The sequence below is a fragment of the Treponema lecithinolyticum ATCC 700332 genome (assembly GCA_000468055.1).
Taxonomy (GTDB): domain Bacteria; phylum Spirochaetota; class Spirochaetia; order Treponematales; family Treponemataceae; genus Treponema_C; species Treponema_C lecithinolyticum.
In genome coordinates this window covers 166,676-186,084 of sequence record KI260569.1, presented here as the reverse complement: position 1 = coordinate 186,084, position 19,409 = coordinate 166,676, and the positions used below count along the sequence as shown (strand labels likewise).

Sequence of the window (19,409 nt, the reverse complement as noted above, 5' to 3'; positions counted from 1 at the left end):
ACATAGTACTACAACAATGTCGGCTTTCGCCTAGCATGCTGCCCGTAAAAACTGTAAAATCAGCTGTCGAGCAAAGTATTTGACACATCCGGTAAATGCAGGTATAATAAAAAAGGTACCAATAACTTATGGCGAAAACTCCGAAAAAGCCGGTGCTGGATTTAGCTTTAAAGATTGCTTTAAGCGAAGAAGGTGCGGCTTATTTTATACGAAACAAAAAAAAATTAGTCCGTTTTAGAATGGTCGACAACAGTGAAGAAAACGGTATTGTTTTAAAACACTTTACGCCCGCTTCTTTGCAAGAATTGGTCATGCTGGACTATGTGTCTAAAATTCAAATATCGCTTCCCGAATTTACCACGCTTCGCCAAGATATAATCGATTTGTCAAAATTGCTTGTATTTTCCATGCTGTACAAACAGTTCAGTGCTCAAGTGCAAAGCCAATTGCTCGCTACCGAAGCGGTAAAAAAACATAACCGCGCGCATCCGGGACGGTTTTTCGACAGCAAAACCAAAGTGGATCCGTATACTTTGCGTTCAATCGTAAAAGGTCATGCTTCGCAAATGGCGGATGTAAGAAATATGATACTCGACCCTTTAAATATGGAAATAATGCGCAATAAAAAATACAGCCCGGAAGAAAAAAACATCTATTTACTTATGCTGGAAAAATTTTTATCGCGCTTGAGCGCATATAACTGGTACCTTATTATTTTGTTTTCTCAAAATCCCGGTTTTAACGATATGCTGCAAGCTGTACGTACGGTATTGCGCGAATATATGGAAAAAAGTACCGTTGCCGAATATATTTCGCTTATGCTTTTGGAAGTTGCTTCAAACTGCGAAAACACCAATATGCGAAAAGAAGCCGATATTATGTATCGCGGTTTGGAAGAAAGCAATTTAACGTTATACGACCCTGTTGTCAGAAAAAAAATAATCGCCGCGCTTATCAAAAAAAACGGTTTGGTTTTTGTGTCGTGGAAGCTCGGCGGCGGTGCTTCTTCAATCGGTAAGCAGGGGATGTTTCAAATAACGGTATACAACAAAGATGACGAATTCCAAGATGTAAAAGAAAGTATTGAAACGTCAAAATCTGCGGATTTGAACAAAAAAAATCTGATAGACTTTTACAAAGAATTGCCGGAACAAAACGGGCGTACCGATTTGGGCTTGTACTATCTTTCGTATCTAAACGATGCGTGTCGTCAAGTTAATATTAAATTCGATTCTCATGTTGCACAGTTTACTTCAAGCGATTTAACCGTTATCAATATGATGTTTAATTTTTAAAGTATGAAACGCTTTTTTTATGCAGCTGTTGCAGTTGCAGCCCTTTTTTTTAATTCTTGTTCCGACACTCTTCCCGCGCTCGACGATGTAAGAACTATGATTATTTACGATTTTGAAAAAGAAAAAGAAGAACCGATTGTGCGTATGGCAGTATATGTAAAACTGCTTTCGCCTGCAAACAGAGTACGCAGTATAAGCGTTTTTTTTGCACAGTCGGACTATGTATGGAATGTGGAAAATCCTCACAGCGTATACGATGCAAAAAACGATTCGGTATGGATAGGTTCAAGCAATATACGGCCTGCGCCCTCCGGCGCTTTTGAAGCCGGCGAATACCGTGTGCTGTATGCGGACCGCGCTTCAAAAAAAGCAGAAAGTCTTTTTACGCTTTCCGAGCCGTCCGCTGCCGGCAAACCCGATATGAGTTTGTACACGGACGAACGTCTTGCCGTATTTGACGCTGCGGGTACTTTGCTTGCCTACGATTTGCCGGAAAAAGAAAAAGAATTGCTTTTGTCCTATCCTCAAGCTTCTATTACTCGAAAATTTGTTATCGCCGCCGACGGAAAAAGCGCCGTTTTGCATCCTGCACAATCGGTTAGTGCCTCAAGCGCTGCAGCCGGCGTTTCCCGGCTTTCCGATACCGATAGCCGAATGCTGTCCGGAGCTCAAGGCGGTGCGCGGTGAATTCACATACGCATATCCGCTCTTTTGTGCTGCGCTGGGGCAGGATGACCGCCGCACAGCAGCGTGATTACGAAACGCTTTCGGGCAGATGGTGCATTCCTTTTTCGCAATCGCATATCAATTACAGTGATATTTTCGGCAACACAAACAACGTCGTTGCGGAAATCGGCTTCGGTATGGGGCAAGCGACCGCGCGCATCGCCGAAGAAAATCCTTTAACCAATTATCTCGGTATTGAAGTACACCGTCCCGGTATAGGACGCTTGCTCGGCGAAATAAAAAACCGCAATCTTTCAAACTTATTTATTGTAGAATACGATGCCGTTGAAGTTTTTCAATATATGATACCGGATAATTCTTTAGCCGGTATTCACGTATTTTTTCCCGACCCGTGGCCTAAAAAGCGGCACCACAAACGGCGGCTGATAAAACGGCCGTTTACCGATCTGCTGTGTTCAAAGCTTGCTTCCGGCGCCTATGTGTATGTTGTAACCGATTGGGAAGAATACGCGTACTTTGCCTGCGAAGAATTGGAAGCTACACAGGGATTAAAAAACCGCTACGACAGATTTGCCCCCGTGCAAGCATGGCGCCCCCCAACCAAATTTGAAACAAAAGGAAAAAATACCGGACACGATATTTTCGAGCTGGTATTTGAAAAAAAAGATGGCGCAAAACGATAGAACTGCGGAATTGAAAAAACTTATAGTCCGTTACCAAAAATCCTATTACACCGGAGAAGCGGAAATAAGCGACGCCGAATTCGATGCGCTGTGGGATGAATTAAAGCGTTTAGATCCGCAAAATCCGCTGCTGCACAAGATAGGCTCGGATGTAAGCGAAGATTATTCGCTTTTTGACGAATTTGCAACGGTAGAGTCCGCCGCCGGTTTAGCGGCTGCACCGCAGGGTGCCGCCGGCGGTGTTTTTGAAAAAGTGCGCCACGTTATTCCCATGGGAAGTCAAGAAAAAGCTGCAAACGACAGCGAATTTGAACAGTGGGCAGCTAAAATGACTTTTGACGAATTTTTAGTGGAATACAAACTCGACGGTGCAAGCCTTGAACTGCAATACGAAAACGGTGTTTTTGTGCGCGCCGTTACCCGCGGCGACGGTGTTGTAGGAGACGATATCAGCCGCAATGTGCTTAAAATGCAAGGACTGGTTAAAAACTTAAACGGTTCTTTTACCGGCGGTGTGCGCGGCGAAGTTATTATGACTAAACGCGTTCATAAAGATTTTTATGCGGATAAAGCAAATTGCCGCAATGCCGCAAACGGTCTTATGAAGCGAAAAGACGGGGAAGGCTGTGAACATTTGCGCATTATTTGCTACGACGCCCGCTTTGCCTCAAACCGTCTTGCAGACCAGCCCTTTGCCGACGAAGAAGAAAAAGTAAAATGGCTTGCTTTGCAAGGCTTTTATACCGTTCCCCTGCACGTGTGCCGCGGCGTGCAAAAAGTTATTGAATACCGCTTGCAGGTTATGGAACAAAGAGCGCAGCTCGACTACGATATCGACGGCTTAGTGGTAAAGGGCAGAGTCATCGATTTTGCCGATGCCGAACGCGACCGGCCGGAAAAACAAATCGCTTTTAAATTCAGCTTGGAAGAAGCCGTCTCGGTTTTGCGTTCGGTTGTATGGAGCGAATCGGGGGCAACCTATACGCCCATCGCCGAATTCGATACGGTAGAACTTGCTGGAACAAAAGTGCAGCGCGCAAGTTTGGTTAACCCTAATACAATCCGCTCTTTAGCGGTTAAAATCGGAAGTCATATAGTAGTTACCAAACGCGGAGAAATCATACCAAAAATAGAACGGGTTTTGGAAAGAGCCGCTGCAAAAACCGGCACTTTAACTGACCTTTGTGCACGTGATGTTGAGAGCGTTCAAACGCCCGTTGAATTTCCCCGCGTATGCGCGGTATGCGGTACGCTTTTAACCGATGAAGGTACGCGTCTTTTTTGTCCGAACACCGCTTGCCCTAAACGCATTCATCACCGCATAGAAAAATGGGTAAGCGTGCTCGATATACGCGATTTGGGCACAACACTCATCAAACGTTTGTTTGAAACAAAACGGCTTACCGCTATTTCCGATATTTATACACTGACTGTAGATGAGCTTGCGCAGTTGGACGGTTTGGGGCAAAAAAGCGCAGAAAAAATTGTTGCTTCGATTAAAAGCCGTACACGTGTTTCTTTGGAAACTTTTATTGCCGGCTTTGATATTGAAGGCATCGGCGAAACGCTGATGGAAAAACTGACGGCTGCCGGATTTAATACGCTCGATAAGTTATTTTGCGCCCGTGAAACCGATATTGCTTCAGTGTACGGCTTCGGCGATATTACCGCTCATACGCTTGTGCAAGGACTTGCCGAATGCCGCACACAAATGTATTTTTTAACCGAAAACGGTATTATTACTATAGAAGCGCCGCTCACGGCACAAGAAAATCCGCTTGTCGGCAAAAGCTTTTGTTTTACCGGAGAATTGTATAGTTTAAAACGCAGCGAAGCCGAAGCTTTAGTTAAACAAGCCGGCGGCAACGTAAAGTCGTCGGTGGTAAAGGGTTTGTCTTATTTGGTTACCAACGATACCTCTTCCGGCTCTTCAAAAAATAAAAAAGCTGTGGAGCAGGGAACGCCTGTTATCGACGAAAAAACATTTTTAGCTATGGTACGGCGGATGTAAAAGTGAAAATAAATACCGAACGGCAAGATATATGTATTAAAGCGGCGGCATTAACGGTTTTTGCCGTATTGTTTGTATTTGCATTAGTCGATATATACCGTTTCCGCGTATGTTTTAAAGCCGCAGATAAAATACCGCATTTTTCCGATGTTGTACAAATCCGTTTTACGGTATACGGTTTTAGCGGCGATACGGTAAGCGCCGTTTTTCATTTATACGATTCTTCCGAAAGAGAATTGGCTACCGTAGAGCGCTCGTGGAACGGCAGTTCGTTGTACATCGATTTTGTAAGTGCACGTTTTAACGGTATATGCATTTATTTTCCCCGGCGCATATACAGCACACACCAAGGTTTTAACGCTCTAAAAGTATACCGAAGCGGTACACAGTTGAGCCGCTATTATATGAACTCCGGCGAATGTCTTTTATATGATTTTGAAGGCGCTCGAAAAAGTTTTTCGCGTTTGTGCCGATACGCGCTTCGCCCGGATATTTTCGGTACAAGCCAGCGCGTCGGCGGTACAGCGTACAGTTCGGTGCGCAGTTTTAATTTGGGAAGCTGCATTCCCGGCGAAAGCTACGTATTTACCGTCGGTTCCGACGATTCGCTTGTGTTAAAAAAAGAATAGATTATCTTGCTTAAAACACGGGGAAGCTGGATGTAAATAAATCGGGGTTTACTGCCGTTCCCAGTAAGCGCACTTCCCAATGCAAATGCGGTCCGGTTGCAAGACCTGTTGAGCCCGATTCACCGATAAGCTGTCCTTGTTCAACAATGTCGCCGATTTGCACACAGTATGAATTCAAGTGGTAGTATAAACTGTATAAGCCCGGCAAGTGTTCTATAACCACCGAATATCCGGTGGAAATCCGGTTTTCCGCAAGCACCACTTTGCCTTTGCCGCACGCGCTTATCGGTGTTTTTTCGGGAACTCCGAAGTCTATGCCGTAATGTAAACCGACCGACGATTTACCGTCGGTATATGCATATACTCTGCGGTCGGCAAATCCCGATGTGCGCCGGCTTGACTGTACCGGAAGTACAAATACCGATGTTTGGTATACGGCAGAATAATCTACAGTATTCAGCACTTCGTTTAACCGGTCTATTTGCTGTGCGCGCTCTGTGCTTTTATCCGTTTTTATCGCCGTGTTACGTGCATTCAGTTCAATCGTTTCGCTTACAAAGTCTTTTGCCTGCACGCTTAGCGGTAAAAAAAGGCTTTCTTCTTGCTCATTTTTTAGCTTGTATGAAAGTGCTATGTGCAGCGGTTCTCCCTCTTTATACCATGAAGACAGGGGAAGGGCGGCGATATATGTTTTGTTTTGCTTATCCGGAATTTCGTACAAAAGCGCACGCTGTAAAACCGTGTCTTTGCCTTGAGTAAGCAAATCGGCTTTTCCTTTTTCCAAAGAAGAAGTGTTTAAAACAATGCGTATAAAAACAGCGTCTCCGGGAAATACTGTATCGGTATATTGAATGCGGATTTTTTCGGTTCCTCTGGGGAACACGTTTTGTTCCGCTGAAAGTTTGTAAACTGCCGCGCTGCACAGTAAAAAAATTACACCCAGTTGAAAAGCTTTTAAGCTTTTTAAAGCGCACTGTCTTTTTGAAAAAATCATATCCTGCTCTCCGCTCCGTTTTTATTCGGATTTTTTGCAATCTTTTATTATCATTTGAGGACGTTCCATGCCGTTAAACGTATTGCGCTCTATTTGGAATACCACATCCAAGCGGTCGCCTACGTCAAAATCGCGCTTTAAGCGTTCCGATTGTTCCCAAAAAAAAGCGGGCCATTTGGTTTTTCCGCAATCGAATGTCAGTTTTAAATGCGGTTTTTCTTTTTTTCCGACTATAATATCGGCTGCAGCGATGCGCAGTTTTTGTGCCGAAAAAAGCAACACCGGATTTGCTTCGCCGTAAGGTTCAAAGCGGTCTATCAGTTTTAGTAAATCTTCGGTTATATATTCTTTGGGCAGCAATGCATCGATGTATAGTTTTTCTTCGGCTCCGCTTTTATCCAACTCTATAAAAGCGGCAAGTTTTTCCAAACGGGAAGTCAGTTCGTTCATATTGTCGCTGGCAAAAGTAAAGCCGCCGGCAAAAGCGTGTCCGCCGTAGTTTAAAAATAAATCGCCGCAAGAATTAAGCAGTGAAGTTACATCGTAACCCAGTGCGGAGCGTATGGATCCGGAAGCTTTGCCGTTTTCAAAAACGGTAACAACCATAGCCGGTACATGCATGCTTGCGGCAAGCCGTCCTGCGGCAATACCGGTAACACCTCTGTGGATTTCGTTATCGGCTGCAAAAGCAAGGTTTCCGCTAAAACGCTGCGCATTTTCCCACGCTTGTTTTTCCGCAATCGCATACGCATGTTCGCCTAAACGTTTGCGCTGTTCGTTCAAAGCGATTAATTCGTCTGCGGCAGCATTTCTTTTGACGCCGTCTTTTTCGGTAAATAAAGTAACTGCTTTGTCGGCTTGCCCTAAGCGCCCTGCAGCATTTAAAACGGGAATTACTTTCCACGATAAATCTACACTGCTTATTTTTTTACCCAATAGATTTAACCGTGCAAACACTTCAAATAAACCCGGGCGCAGTTTTCCCGAGTTTATGTATGACAAACCTTGGCGTACCAATATGCGGTTTTCGTTTTTTAGCGGCATAATATCGGCAAGAGCTGCAAGCGTTACCAATTCCAATTCGCCTTCTTCGCTTCCCTGCGTTTTAAGCGCTTGTTTTGACGCTTGCTTTTCGGCATAGGTTACAAACAAATTAAAAAACACATCCAATTCGCCGTTGGAACTGCCGCCATACCGCGCCAGTTTTGAACGCGATTTTAAACGCAGTAAACTCATATCGGCTAAAGCGGGCATGCTGCGGGCAATTTCGTTGCGCACGTCCAGCATATTGAATTCAACGTTCGGTCCGAACGCTTTGGCAAGCAGTTTTTTTTGAACACTTGCATCCCAGCATAAAATTTGCTGTCCTTGTAAAAAGCCGGCAAGCCGGGTTTCGCTTACAGAAAGCACTCCGGGAACTATTGTTTCGGTTATGCGATCGCGTTCGGTTAAATTAACCGTTTTTACCGCTTCAATAAGGTATGCGTCGTTTACCGGCTGAACGTTTAAAAGGCACATTTCCTGTTTGTATAAATCGCAAGAAGCAAAGCGCAGAGCGCTTATCAACTTATATGCAACGGCACAACCCGATATGTCTTTGAACGGGTAGGTGCAGTTCGGCATTTTCGGATTTATAATGATTGCCGGATGGGGAATGTGTTCAGGAACGGTGTGGTGGTCTACGACAATTACATCGACCCCCAATTCGGCAGCACATGCAATTTCCTGTATATTTGAAATACCGCAGTCTACTGTTATGATGAGCGTTCCGTAATCGGCGGCAAAAGTTTTTACCGCTTCTTCGGTTAAGCCGTAATCGTCGTTTCCGCACGGCACTTTCCACGATACGTCTATGCCCATGCGTTCAAGCTGTTCATATACCAGCGTTGTTGCAGTAACACCGTCTACATCGCGGTCGCCGAAAACAAGAACTTTTTCTCCTTCTTCTTTTGCTTGTAAAATGCGGTCTACGGCATCTTCCATAGCTTCAAATAAAAAGGGGTTATGCAAATAGCGCCGGTCGTTTTCCATGTAATACAAAATATCGTTTCCCGCAGTTATACCGCGGCGCACCAGTATGGAAGCGGTCAGCGTATCGCAGCCGTAGCGTTCATATAATTCTTTTACGCTTTCTTTCGGCGCTTCTTTTTTTTCCCATTGCATGTATTATAAAATTCCTTTTCCTGCTGCAAGCGTTTTGAGTTTTGTTCCTGCGCAATTTTCTATTAAATAGTATAAAAAATCGTGCAATCGGCGCATGCTTTCATCTTCCAAAACGAGCGAGCGTACTTGTTTGGGGCTTTGTTCGCACAAAGCTTGCAAGTATGCAAGGCCTTGTGCCCCGATTGAAAACAATCCCGCTTGCGCGTATGCGCTGCCGGCTGTATTATACCCATCGCTGTCGCCGTTATACCGGTTGGTGAGCGCGCTGTCGTACTGCGCGGCGCAATCTTTGCATAAAAAACCGTTTTCGCTTGCCGAATAGTATGCAGGATTTTCGCTTGCGCAGCGCGTGCATTGCGTACAATCGCTTTGCAATCCCATAAGCCCTATGTAGCGCCATAAAAACCTTAGAGTTCCTTTTTGCGCTTCTTTTTCGCTGCATATATTCAAACCGTCTAAAAATCCGTTTGCCAAATGCCACACTGCGCACGCGTCAACGGAACCTTGCGTTTTTAAAATCAATTCCGAGCATAAAGAAGCGGCATACGTTTTGTACAAACTGTTGCGGATATCCTGCCGGTAACGAATGGGCGCAAAATCCGTTATTTTTACCGACTGTTTTACTTTGTCCGAATACAGCCATACGGTGCCGCTGTGATAGGGAGATACAACCGAGCGCAGTTTTCCTTTTCGCGCGCCGTAAACTACAGCCGTAAATATGCCCTTTTGCGGGCTTAAAAGTAGAGCAAGCCGATTATTTTCGCCGGCGCCCGGTTTTACACAAAGGACAAGTGCATCCGCACTTGAATTGCGGTTCATAACTGTAAGTATAGCATAAAAGTACGGCTTTGCGCTATACTGAACGTATGAAAATCCGCTTTTTATCGGAAAAGACGCGTTATGAATTGAGTATGCTTGTGCGTTTGTTTTGCGTGTTTTGTAAAATCGGTGCACTTACTTTCGGCGGCGGTCTTGCTATGCTGCCCATTTTAACCGATGAACTTTCCATAAAAAGAGAATGGACAACTCAAAGCGAACTTTTGGATTATTTTGCAATAGGGCAGTGTACCCCCGGTATTATAGCGGTAAACGTTGCAACTTTTGTGGGCTATAAAAAACAGGGTGTTATCGGCGGTATTGCCGCAACGCTCGGTATGGTAACGCCCTCGATTGTTGTTATTACCATACTAGCACTATTTTTTTCCAATTTTGCCCATATTCGGCTGGTGCAAAAAGCGTTTTCCGGCATAAATATAGCCGTAGCCGCTTTACTGGCAAAGGTTGTATGGTCTTTTACTAAAAATGCCGTGCATCACATACTGCAAGCGCTTATACTGGCTGCTTCTTTTGCAGCAGTATTGTTTTTTCACGTGCATACGGCGTGGATTATTTTAAGCGCATTTGCACTTGGTGCCGCGTTTCACCTGTATACCGTGTTGCGCACAATGCGTACCAGGAAACGATCATGACGCTGTGGTCTTTGTTTTGGCTGTTTTTTTATATAGGACTGTTTACTATCGGCGGCGGGCAAGTTGCCATAACTCTTATGTATCAAGCCTTGGTAGACAAAGGTATTATAGATGCCGAACTGTTTTACAATATGCTTGCGGTTTCCGAATCGACTCCCGGTCCTATAGGAATTAATATGGCAACCTATTTGGGAACCGAAATGTTCGGTGTGTGGGGCGGCATTATTACTACGCTCGGAACGGTTGCTCCTTCGGTTATCGTTATTTTGATTATAGCGCGGTTTTTTGGCCGTATACAGGATACACTTGCGGTAAAGAATTTTTTTGCCGTTTTGCGCCCCGTTGCTGCCGGTTTGGTATATGTTGCCGCATGGAATGTATTCCGCATTGCGGTATTAACGCTGCCGCACGCTGATGAAACGGGTGTGTGGTATAACGCGTTTAATGCACCGCGTTTTGCCGCATGGTGTGTGTGCACGGTTTTGCTTTTTAAAACAAAGCTTCCTGCCGTGCTTTATATTGTATTCGGTGCACTGTTCGGTATGCTTTTTTTGTAAACGGCACGGACAGTATCGGATAGTTATCAGCTTGCATATAATTACATGTAGTGTTATACTAAAAAGTCTATAAACTAAAAATGTTTTAATGCCGATATTTTAATCATCATAGAGGAGGGCACAATGGAAAAAGTAGTAAAACGGTTTTCAATCCGTAAAAAATTGATTATTATTTTCGGTACGTTGGTTGCCGTTGCATCTCTTGTACAAGGACTGTTGAGCATTAAAACTGCACGCAAAGCGGTAATAGAAAAAGTTCAAATACACCTTACCGACAAAGCAACCGATACTGCCAGCATTATTGATGAGAAAGTTACCGCCTTATTCCGGTTTATTGAAGGAATTGCACGTATGCCCGATTTATATGATTCTGCACGATCGTATGAAGAAAAGGTAAAGTTTTTAAAGCAAGAAGCAAAGTTGAACAATAAAATTTTGGAATTGGATATAACCGATGCAAAGGGTAGGTTTTATTATGACGGAGGTAGCATTCAAGTCGGCGATAGAGAATGGTTTCAAACGGCGCTTTCCGGTACCAATTTTGTTTCCGAACCTTATATAGAAAAAGCAAACGGTACGCTTGTAGTAACGCTTGCCGTTCCTGTTTATAATGCGGCGCACACTATAGTCGGAGTTTTATCAGCCGATATCAAAGGCATATTGTTGTCTCAAGATATTGCCGGTATCATTGTCGGTAAAACCGGATTGTGTTATGTATTAGGGCTAACCGGTACGACGATTGCAGACAGAGATATAACCTTGGTGGAAACACAGTTTAACGCTTCAGAGCTTGCAAAAACGGATAGTTCTCTTATTACTCTTGGTGAATTTGAAAAAATCGCTTTAAAAGCGGAAAAACCTTCTATCGGCTATTACACTTATAAGGGAGTTGCTAAAATTGCTGCTTATGCAAAAAGTCAATTAACCGGATGGACAGTCGTTGTAAATGCTCCGGTAAATGAATTTATGGGCACGGTACGAACGCTCAGTTTTTTGATGATTGTTATTAGCGTAGGTATTTTTGTTTTAATTTTAGCCATTGTGTATTTTATTGCCCGTAAAATGGTACAACCGGTTCAAACTGCAGTCAGCGCACTTAAAAACATTGCTCAAGGCGAAGGCGATTTAACCGTGCGTTTGCCGCTTATAGGAAACGATGAAGTAACCGAGTTGTCCGAATATTTTAACCAAACGATTGAAAAAATCGGGCATTCCATAAAATCGGTGGGCGAAAACAGTAACGTTATGGAAGAAATCGGCGAAGAGCTTGCTTCCAATATGACCGAAACTGCAAGCGCCGTGCATGAAATCAGTGCGAACATAGACGGCGTAAAACAACAAACGCTTACTCAGTCTGCAAGCGTTACCGAAACGGCTGCGACTGTTGAAGAAATTATCCGCACCATTAAGCAGTTAAACAACAGTATTGAAACACAAGCTTCAAGTGTTATACAGTCTTCCGCTTCGATAGAAGAAATGGTAGCAAATATCGCCTCTATTACAAATACGCTTGAAAAAACTGACGATACCGTTAAAACGCTTGCAACGGCTACCGCCGACGGAAAAGAAACGCTTATAACTTCAAACAGCGTAACGGCAAAAATTGCAGAAGAATCGGGAAGCCTTATGGAAGCGTCCAGTGTTATTCAGCACATCGCTTCGCAAACAAACCTGTTGGCAATGAACGCGGCAATTGAAGCTGCCCATGCAGGAGAAGCGGGCAAAGGCTTTGCCGTTGTTGCCGATGAAATCCGTAAACTTGCCGAAGAATCTTCGATGCAGGGTAAAACCATAACTGAAACACTTAAAAATTTAAGCAGCGAAATCGAAGTACTTTCATCTTCTTCCAAAATCGTAGAAGAAAAATTCAATGCGATTTTTAATTTGTCCGAACAAGTAAAATCGATGAGTGATCGGCTTACCGAAGCGATGAGAGAACAGGAAAACGGCAGTAAAGAAGTGCTTACCGCTATTAAAGATATTAATACGGTAACAACCGAAGTTCAGTCCGGCTCTGAAGAAATGATTAAAGGCGGCGAACAAGTTGCCGACGAAATGCACAAGCTTGATGACTTAACCCGCGTTATTACGGATAGTATGAATGAAATGGCAGCCGGTGCCATACAGATAAGCAATGCCATACAGGAAGTAAACGAAATTACCCAGCGCAATAAGCACAGCATTGAAAATTTGGCGATTGAAGTCGGTAAGTTTAAAGTGTAGCACATGCTGCAGCGGGCGTTGTATAATAATGTTATGAACATTCGTGTCATGCATACAGACGACTACGAAGCCGTGTACTATTGGCAGGAAACGACGGACGTAGGGGCTACATCTATCATACCGCCGTTCACCCTGATTACCGCAAACGCGGTGTCGGCTCCCGTTTGGTTGGTGCTGCATTGAACGTTTTAAAAAAGCTCGGCATACACAAGGTTGCTTTAGTAGTATTTGAAAAAAACAAAGACGGCAACGCTTTTTGGGAAAAACAGGGCTTTACCATGCGGGACGATTTGGTATACCGCAATAAAGCGCTTTCAAACCTGCAAAGAACGGATATCTAGAGGATATCTGTTCTTTGCGATTGTTTAGCTTTGCTCAGGTTTAGTTTTTCCAGTGCAGATTTTCTTTTTGATAGTAGTTTTTTACACTTTCTGCAACAGGCTTGCCTTTCAAATCGGTGTAGGGGCACTGCTTTGAACCCGTGCCGAGGAAGATAGCTTCATAAGCGCCGTTTGTGATGACATCGATGGGCAGGTTTTTGTACGCTATGTCGTAGTCAAGCCCCGCTCCGCGTATGTTTCTTTCGTATAAAAAGCCGATACCGCCGTCGCGTTGTACATCCATAGTTGAATAGGCGCTGTCTTCGTCTTGCACCAAGTAACTGCGGCTGTTCCATGCGGAAGCCGAAACAAAATCGTTTATGCTTATCTCGGTGTTCGTCAATTCCCGCCAATGAATGGTAACCTTTGAACGTCCCGGACCGTCGGGAAGCGATTGGAAGGCAAGGTAGACCGGCTCTTTTGTATCTGCTTTACGCGCCTTTACAACAAGGATTTCGCCGTTTGTACCTCTTCCGCTAGGGCCAATGTTTAAAGAGCCCGTTGTCCCCCAGTTTCCTTCTCCTGTAGCAGGGTTGCTATATTTAAAGATATTAAACAATCTGCCAGTGCCGAAAGGACCGTTACGGCTGGAAAGTATAACGCTGCCGTCCGGCAGTTCTTCCACCTTTGCCTCATCTCCGTTGGAAATAGGAGATGTGGCTGGATTTCCCAAAAGCTTCCACGTAGAACCGAAGTCATCGGAATATACGACGGCATTGCCGTAGTCTTTGCTTAACAGAGCCGAGTAAATGCGGTAATGGCTGCCGGTTTTAATATAGCGTGACTGCATAATTCTACCCGAACCGAAGAATAAGCTTACCCACGAGGACTTAAACCCGAAAATCGTATCGGAAATATCTTTTTTTTCCGGAAAGGTTTTGCCCCCGTCGTGAGATACAAATTGAATAACCTTCAGATGCTTGGAAGCATTTCCGGCTTGATATGTTACATTACCGTGTACACACAATATAAGCACATCGTTCGATTCGCGATCGGCAACGATGGCAGCGTCTCCGTAGCCTGTTTTATCGGTAGGTAAAGTTTTTGTAATATTGACAGCTTCCGACCATGTTTTACCGTTATCTTCCGAATGTTTGATCAATAAATCAATACGGTGGTTATTTCCTAAATCGCTGTTATTTTTATAGCGCAAATCGGTTACGGCAAGCAGGGTTCCGTCGTTTGTTAGCGCAAATGCGGGTATGCGGTAAAAATCGTTAGGGTAGGGGGATGTTTTGCTTTTCCATAAGTCGGTTACGGCAGGGACGGTGATTTTTGTCCATTTGGCATACAGCGTTGTGTTTTTGATAACCGTGTCGGAAGCATTGTTCCACAGGTTGGTACAAGCAGCCTCTTTATACCAACCGCCGAATTCCCAGCCCGAAAATTCGAGGGGCGGGGTTTGAGCAGTATTCAATAAGCTGCCTTTCGGTACGGTTAAAGCTGCCGGAGTTTTTCCGCGGCCTTGCACATCAAATGTTACGGTAAAAGATGGCGTACCGGGAGCAGGCGGATTTAGTCCTCCTTGCGGGGGTGTCGTGTCTTTACTGTTTATTTCTTGCGGACAGCCGGTAAATAAAATACAAGCTGCAACAACGATTAAAAAAAAGAATACGGGTTTTTTCATTTTAAATTCCTTATGGCTAAAATATCTATATTTACGAATTTATATAATTTTTGCTCGTTTGTCAAGGTTTTTGTATAATTTGACGGCATTTTGCTGCAGCAATTTGCGTAATTCTTGACACACACCGTTCAAACCACATACTATAGCATTAGGTACGGAAAAGCTGATGAACGAACTGTCTCAAACGCAAAAAAAAATCCTGGAAGTCGGCAAGCGTGAGTTCCTTGCAAAAGGTTTTAAAGACGCGTCTTTGCGCGGAATTGTAAAGGAAGCGGGCTTTACGCAAGGAGCCTTTTACGGCTATTATCCCGATAAAGAAGCGCTGTTTACCGCACTCGTTTGCGAAGCCGCCGACGGTTTGGCTGAGCGATTTAAAAGTGCGCAAAAAGCTCACTTCGATTTAATTAAAAAGGGCGAAACCCGGTTCAGCAGAAAGCTGTCTACCGAATATCTTCAAACATTTATAGATTATATTTACGATAATTTCGATGCATTTAAGCTGGTGATTTGCCGTTCTGCGGGAACCAAGTATGAACACTATATTCACGATTTGGTTGAGCTGGATGTATCCGCCACCGAAACATATTACCGCCTTTTGCGAAAACTCGGAAAGATTGAAGGCACGGTAAGCCGCGAATTGCACCACATGATTACAAGTGCGTATTTTACCGCCGTGTTCGAAACGGTAGTTCACGATATGAGCCGTAAAAAAGCGTTTGAGTATATTAAAGAGCTCGCCGTTTTTTTTAACTGCGGCTGGGACGGCATACTAAAGCTGACATAAGCTTTACTTTCCGAACATATCGGCGTCTGTACTTTGAACCAAGTACCTGTTCGGACTGCAGTCAAGATCAGCCGGAACTTAGTCCGTACAAACGGACATGTCTATTTTTCTCTTAAAAAATGCTTTAGAATTTTCCATACATTGACTTTAGATTTTTCCTGTATTATACTTTGGATTATTACCAATTAAAAAAAAATATGACGGATAGCCTGGCAGGCAGGGCTGCATTTTTGAAACTGCTTCCGTTTTCCATTCACGAGCTAAAAACTGCCGAAATCCTTCCAAAAAATCCGTATGAACTGATTTTTTCGGGACAATATCCCCCTCTGTATGATAAAGATAGGCACTTTATTCCTGAGGATTGGTATGAAAGCTACATAGATACCTATTTAGATTTGGACATAAGGGATCAAATTAATCCCGGTAATCTTTCTCTATTTAAGAAGTTTGTTCAAATATGTGCCCTGCATAGCGGACAACTGCTTTCTATGGACAGTATTGCAAGAGAGGTTGGAATTTCAGCACCGACAGTAAAGAGTTGGCTTTCTATCTTAGAAGCCTCTTTTATTATTCATTTTCTTGAACCGTGTACCAATAATTTGGGCAGAAGCATTGTTAAAACGCCGAAGCTCTATTTTGTGGATTCAGGGTTGATGTGTCATCTTCTCCGGCTGGAAACGAAAGAGGATTTGCTGCTCAGCAGATACAAGGGAGCCGCGGTGGAAACTTTTGCTGTTGCGGAATTACTCAAACACCGTATGAATCAGGCGAAAAAAGCAAACCTTACATTTTTTAGAGATAACAAGGGATTGGAAGTAGATACGATTGCAGATTGGAACCGTACTTTTGCGATTGAAATAAAAAGTGCCGGCAACTCGGAGGCAAAGCTGTCCGCCAATACAAAAAAATATCTGCAGTTACTGAATGATAAAACGGCGAAAAATGTGGTTTTTTATCTGTCCGACAATAGTATGAACATAGGCGGCACATCCTATGTCAGTTGGCGCGATTGGGAAGATTTTTTTAAATGATTTGCCGGTTCGGATTTATACATGCTGACATAGGAGCAGTCTTAAATGAAAAATGCTGTTATATATATACACGGAAAAGGCGGTTCCGCAGACGAAGCCGATCATTATAAAAAACTTTTTAATGATGATTATGAAGTTTTAGGTTTCGATTATAAAGCGGAATTGCCGTGGCAAGCGAAGGAAGAATTTCAAAACTATTTTGACTTAATTATTCCGCAATACAATGAAATCTTATTAATTGTAAACAGTATAGGAGCTTATTTTTCTCTGATTTCTTTATCGGAAAAGTCGATAAGTCGCGCCTTACTTATTTCTCCCATTGTCGATATGGAAAATCTAATTTCAACTATGATGAAAAAGGCAAAGGTATCCGAAGAAGAACTGAAAGCAAAAAAAGTAATCGGCACTTCTTTCGGCGAAGTTTTATCGTGGGAATACCTTTCTTTTGTCAGAAAAAATCCTATAGTATGGAACATTCCTACCGGCATTCTTTACGGTAAAAAAGACGATATGACTTCTTTGGAAACAATAACGAATTTTGCACATACAATAAACGCGAGCTTAACAATTTTTGATAAGGGCGAACATTGGTTTCATACGGAAGAACAAATGGATTTTTTAGATACGTGGGTTAAAGCGGCTCCGAGAGCATTTTTACTTGTTCAATAACCGTTTTGTAGGATACAAAGAGGAAGTTCTTATTTATTATATGTAATTGTTTCTATATCAAAAAATATAATTTCTTTTTCCGGAAACCATTTTTTTGCTTTCTTCATATTATCATCAACATCACTTTCAAAGGATGATATATAAACTTTATGAATTTTACTTTTTTGTATTTGTATAAAAATATGTGCATCATTATCAGATAGAGCGCTTCCTAAAATAACTAAAGTTCCTTCCAGACTTTCCAGTTTGTTTAAGCCGTTAATAAAATATGTTTCTCCTTTTATTTCTGTTTCTTTATTCTTATCACTAAATATACATAAAATATTTTCTCGCTCGTTTTCAACAATTTCTTCTATACGTTGATATAAAGCCTTTTCACTTTGTTGTGTTATTTTATAAATAGACTTACCTTTCTTATAAATATGAAAGGCTCCATGTAAGAAATATAAATTTTGAGTTTGTGGATTTTGATACAGCAATTCATTACCAAATAATCCAAACCCATCATCAATTTTATCTATAAATTCCTTTTTCGCTGCTGCTTTGTGCCTCCATAATTGATCAACACATGCTTTTATTTGCTGTTTGTCATATTTTGATTCAAGTAAAGTATTTATTTCTTGGGTAAATTTAGCCTTTGTAAGATTGTTTAAATCTTTTGATTTTGAAGCTTCATTGGGAATATCTACGGTCAATGTCCCTGTATCATAAGCTCGTTGTATTATATCAAAAAGCTCTTTATCTTGATTTTCCATTAAATCTTTTACGAATGGGAATGTATTAGAAAACGCAATTGCTTGTCGATGCTCAGTGCCCTCAATCTTATATGTCATCAATAATTGATATAAAAAAGGATCATAATTTAAAGTAAAAAAATTATCGAACTGTTTTAATAATAAACATATCTTCTCGTTTTTCTCTTGAAAGATATTCTTTTCTTCCCGAGTGACAAGTTGCGTTACGGCTTTCATAAAATCAAGTTTAATTTTATTATGAAAAAAACGACACATAAAGTGATAATTCATGTTATCATTTTTGTCAATCTTTGATTTACATATTCCTATGAATTCTTCAAGATCAAAATTATCAAAAATAACATCTTCGTAATCACTGTTATTTATTTTCATTTGTTCAAATATGTTTTTATAACTTGTTTTTATCCCTAAAGACAAATTAAATCCATTTCCCAATAGTAAATGATTATTGGGTTTTGTTAATTCCAATTCCATTAATAAAGCTTCGTAGGTAATCAAGTTGTTTTTATTCATCTTGTCTTTCATCTACTCCCCCTCCACAACCTTCACCTTATTCTCCGTCAACCCGTCCCGCCCATAAACAACAGTATTTACCTATCTATCCAAAATGTCAACTCGCTGCTGCAAGAACTTTCTAATCGAATAAGAGACGTGTTATACAGTTATTTTTGTGCAATGACTAACCGGTTACTCTAAATATAACCTAAGTGTCGGAAGAACAGTTTTCATCAGTTTAAAATGTTTATCGTTGGTCCATATTTCACAATCATATTTAATTGCAATATCATTTTCAGAAAATATTTTTTTGACTTTAGCTGTAGGGCTATTCCAAAAATCTATTATTACATTTGTGTCCACTAAAATCATACCAAACTCGCCTCGCGTAATTCGGTAACCGCATTTTTATCAAGATGAATTTTTCTGGCTAATGCAAAAAAAGCTTGCTTACTCTTTGAAGCAGGGCGGTTTACATGTTTTTCCGTAAAATTGCCTTGTTCGGTTTCAAGTGATTTAATAAAAGTCGAAACTGTCGCTAATAGCGGCTCCGGGAGCATTTTTACTTGTTCAATGACCGTTTCATATTAAAAACCTCCCCCAAAGGTTGAAATCTGCCCGAAAGCAGGTTATAATAATACCTATGGAACAATACCGTAGCGCAAACAGTATTCCGCTCCACGACCATGCCTCTTTTGCGCAAAACAAAGTAACACAAATTCCGCCGAGACAGCCGCAAGTACTTGACAAAACCGCCGCGCGCCCCATAATTTCGTTCGTTCGTTCGTTCGTTCGTTCGTTCGTTCGCGTAAACTATACCCAAAACACAACAACACAACTTTCTCAAGCCATAACACGCACACCGGGCGGAATGTATGTATCGCATACGGCGATGCTCGCTGCCGGTATCGGAATTGCACACGAAAGTGCAATTCACAACTCGAGTTTGCTCCGCAA

18 protein-coding genes are annotated in these 19,409 nt (G+C 42.3%); 13 read left to right on the top strand and 5 right to left on the bottom strand.

All coding sequences use genetic code 11. The annotated features are described in order from the left end of the window. The first annotated feature begins 128 nt into the window (after positions 1-128). From HMPREF9193_RS09000 to HMPREF9193_RS08980, 5 genes are read left to right on the top strand one after another with little or no spacing between them, the layout of a single operon-like run. Entirely contained in the window at positions 129-1,295 is a 1,167-nt protein-coding gene (locus HMPREF9193_RS09000) for a DUF8084 family protein (RefSeq protein ID WP_021687812.1), read from the top strand. A 3-nt stretch (positions 1,296-1,298) separates the two neighbouring features. Further along, entirely contained in the window at positions 1,299-1,982 is a 684-nt protein-coding gene (locus HMPREF9193_RS08995; RefSeq protein ID WP_021687811.1) for a hypothetical protein, read from the top strand. Between the two features lie 44 nt (positions 1,983-2,026). Beyond that, positions 2,027-2,665: a tRNA (guanosine(46)-N7)-methyltransferase TrmB gene (gene trmB / locus HMPREF9193_RS08990; protein WP_021687810.1), complete on the top strand. Its 639-nt coding sequence runs from the start codon at positions 2,027-2,029 to the stop codon at positions 2,663-2,665. Next, complete coding sequence (gene ligA, locus HMPREF9193_RS08985) at positions 2,649-4,676, top strand: NAD-dependent DNA ligase LigA (protein WP_021687809.1); 2,028 nt, start codon at positions 2,649-2,651, stop codon at positions 4,674-4,676. The genes trmB and ligA overlap by 17 nt, the downstream gene beginning before the upstream one ends. A gap of 2 nt (positions 4,677-4,678) precedes the next feature. Beyond that, entirely contained in the window at positions 4,679-5,305 is a 627-nt protein-coding gene (locus tag HMPREF9193_RS08980) for a hypothetical protein (RefSeq protein WP_021687808.1), read from the top strand. 10 nt (positions 5,306-5,315) lie between these two features. Here HMPREF9193_RS08980 and HMPREF9193_RS08975 read toward each other — a convergent pair whose 3' ends face one another. The 3 genes from HMPREF9193_RS08975 to recO are packed head-to-tail and all read right to left on the bottom strand — an operon-like array spanning position 5,316 to position 9,281. Next, a complete protein-coding gene (locus tag HMPREF9193_RS08975) occupies positions 5,316-6,299 on the bottom strand; it encodes a M23 family metallopeptidase (RefSeq protein WP_021687807.1) in 984 nt (327 codons plus the stop codon). 21 nt (positions 6,300-6,320) lie between these two features. Beyond that, positions 6,321-8,462, bottom strand: coding sequence for a single-stranded-DNA-specific exonuclease RecJ (gene recJ / locus HMPREF9193_RS08970; protein ID WP_021687806.1), 2,142 nt, complete (start codon positions 8,460-8,462; stop codon positions 6,321-6,323). A gap of 3 nt (positions 8,463-8,465) precedes the next feature. After that, a complete protein-coding gene (gene recO / locus HMPREF9193_RS10920; RefSeq protein WP_021687805.1) occupies positions 8,466-9,281 on the bottom strand; it encodes a DNA repair protein RecO in 816 nt (271 codons plus the stop codon). 47 nt (positions 9,282-9,328) lie between these two features. On the opposite strand from recO, the gene HMPREF9193_RS08960 reads away from it, so the two are divergent. The 4 genes from HMPREF9193_RS08960 (at position 9,329) to HMPREF9193_RS08945 (ending at position 13,052) form a co-directional block, all read left to right on the top strand. After that, entirely contained in the window at positions 9,329-9,931 is a 603-nt protein-coding gene (locus HMPREF9193_RS08960; RefSeq protein WP_021687804.1) for a chromate transporter, read from the top strand. Continuing rightward, positions 9,928-10,488 (top strand): chromate transporter, encoded by a 561-nt coding sequence (locus tag HMPREF9193_RS08955; RefSeq protein ID WP_021687803.1) that lies wholly within the window; start codon positions 9,928-9,930, stop codon positions 10,486-10,488. Before HMPREF9193_RS08960 ends, HMPREF9193_RS08955 begins: the two co-directional genes overlap by 4 nt. Positions 10,489-10,611: 123 nt before the next feature. Then, on the top strand, positions 10,612-12,711 hold the full coding sequence (locus HMPREF9193_RS08950) for a methyl-accepting chemotaxis protein (RefSeq protein ID WP_021687802.1): 2,100 nt from the start codon (positions 10,612-10,614) through the stop codon (positions 12,709-12,711). A gap of 80 nt (positions 12,712-12,791) precedes the next feature. After that, complete coding sequence (locus tag HMPREF9193_RS08945; protein WP_021687801.1) at positions 12,792-13,052, top strand: GNAT family N-acetyltransferase; 261 nt, start codon at positions 12,792-12,794, stop codon at positions 13,050-13,052. 40 nt (positions 13,053-13,092) lie between these two features. Here the strand turns inward: HMPREF9193_RS08945 and HMPREF9193_RS08940 are convergent, their stop codons facing one another. After that, positions 13,093-14,718, bottom strand: coding sequence for a neuraminidase (locus HMPREF9193_RS08940; RefSeq protein WP_021687800.1), 1,626 nt, complete (start codon positions 14,716-14,718; stop codon positions 13,093-13,095). A 166-nt stretch (positions 14,719-14,884) separates the two neighbouring features. Between HMPREF9193_RS08940 and HMPREF9193_RS08935 the strand changes: the two genes are divergently transcribed. The 3 genes from HMPREF9193_RS08935 to HMPREF9193_RS08925 all read left to right on the top strand — a co-directional run bounded on the left by HMPREF9193_RS08935 (position 14,885) and on the right by HMPREF9193_RS08925 (position 17,202). Beyond that, a complete protein-coding gene (locus tag HMPREF9193_RS08935; protein ID WP_021687798.1) occupies positions 14,885-15,502 on the top strand; it encodes a TetR/AcrR family transcriptional regulator in 618 nt (205 codons plus the stop codon). Between the two features lie 170 nt (positions 15,503-15,672). Beyond that, positions 15,673-16,533, top strand: a complete 861-nt coding sequence (locus tag HMPREF9193_RS08930) for an ATP-binding protein (RefSeq protein WP_245565502.1) — start codon at positions 15,673-15,675, stop codon at positions 16,531-16,533. A 45-nt stretch (positions 16,534-16,578) separates the two neighbouring features. Next, entirely contained in the window at positions 16,579-17,202 is a 624-nt protein-coding gene (locus HMPREF9193_RS08925; protein WP_021687795.1) for an alpha/beta hydrolase, read from the top strand. Between the two features lie 29 nt (positions 17,203-17,231). On the opposite strand, the gene HMPREF9193_RS08920 is transcribed toward HMPREF9193_RS08925, so the two are convergent. Further along, on the bottom strand, positions 17,232-18,482 hold the full coding sequence (locus HMPREF9193_RS08920; protein WP_021687794.1) for a DUF4917 family protein: 1,251 nt from the start codon (positions 18,480-18,482) through the stop codon (positions 17,232-17,234). A gap of 613 nt (positions 18,483-19,095) precedes the next feature. Between HMPREF9193_RS08920 and HMPREF9193_RS11320 the strand changes: the two genes are divergently transcribed. Beyond that, positions 19,096-19,409: hypothetical protein (locus HMPREF9193_RS11320; RefSeq protein WP_021687791.1), on the top strand; the 314-nt coding region annotated here is incomplete at its 3' end.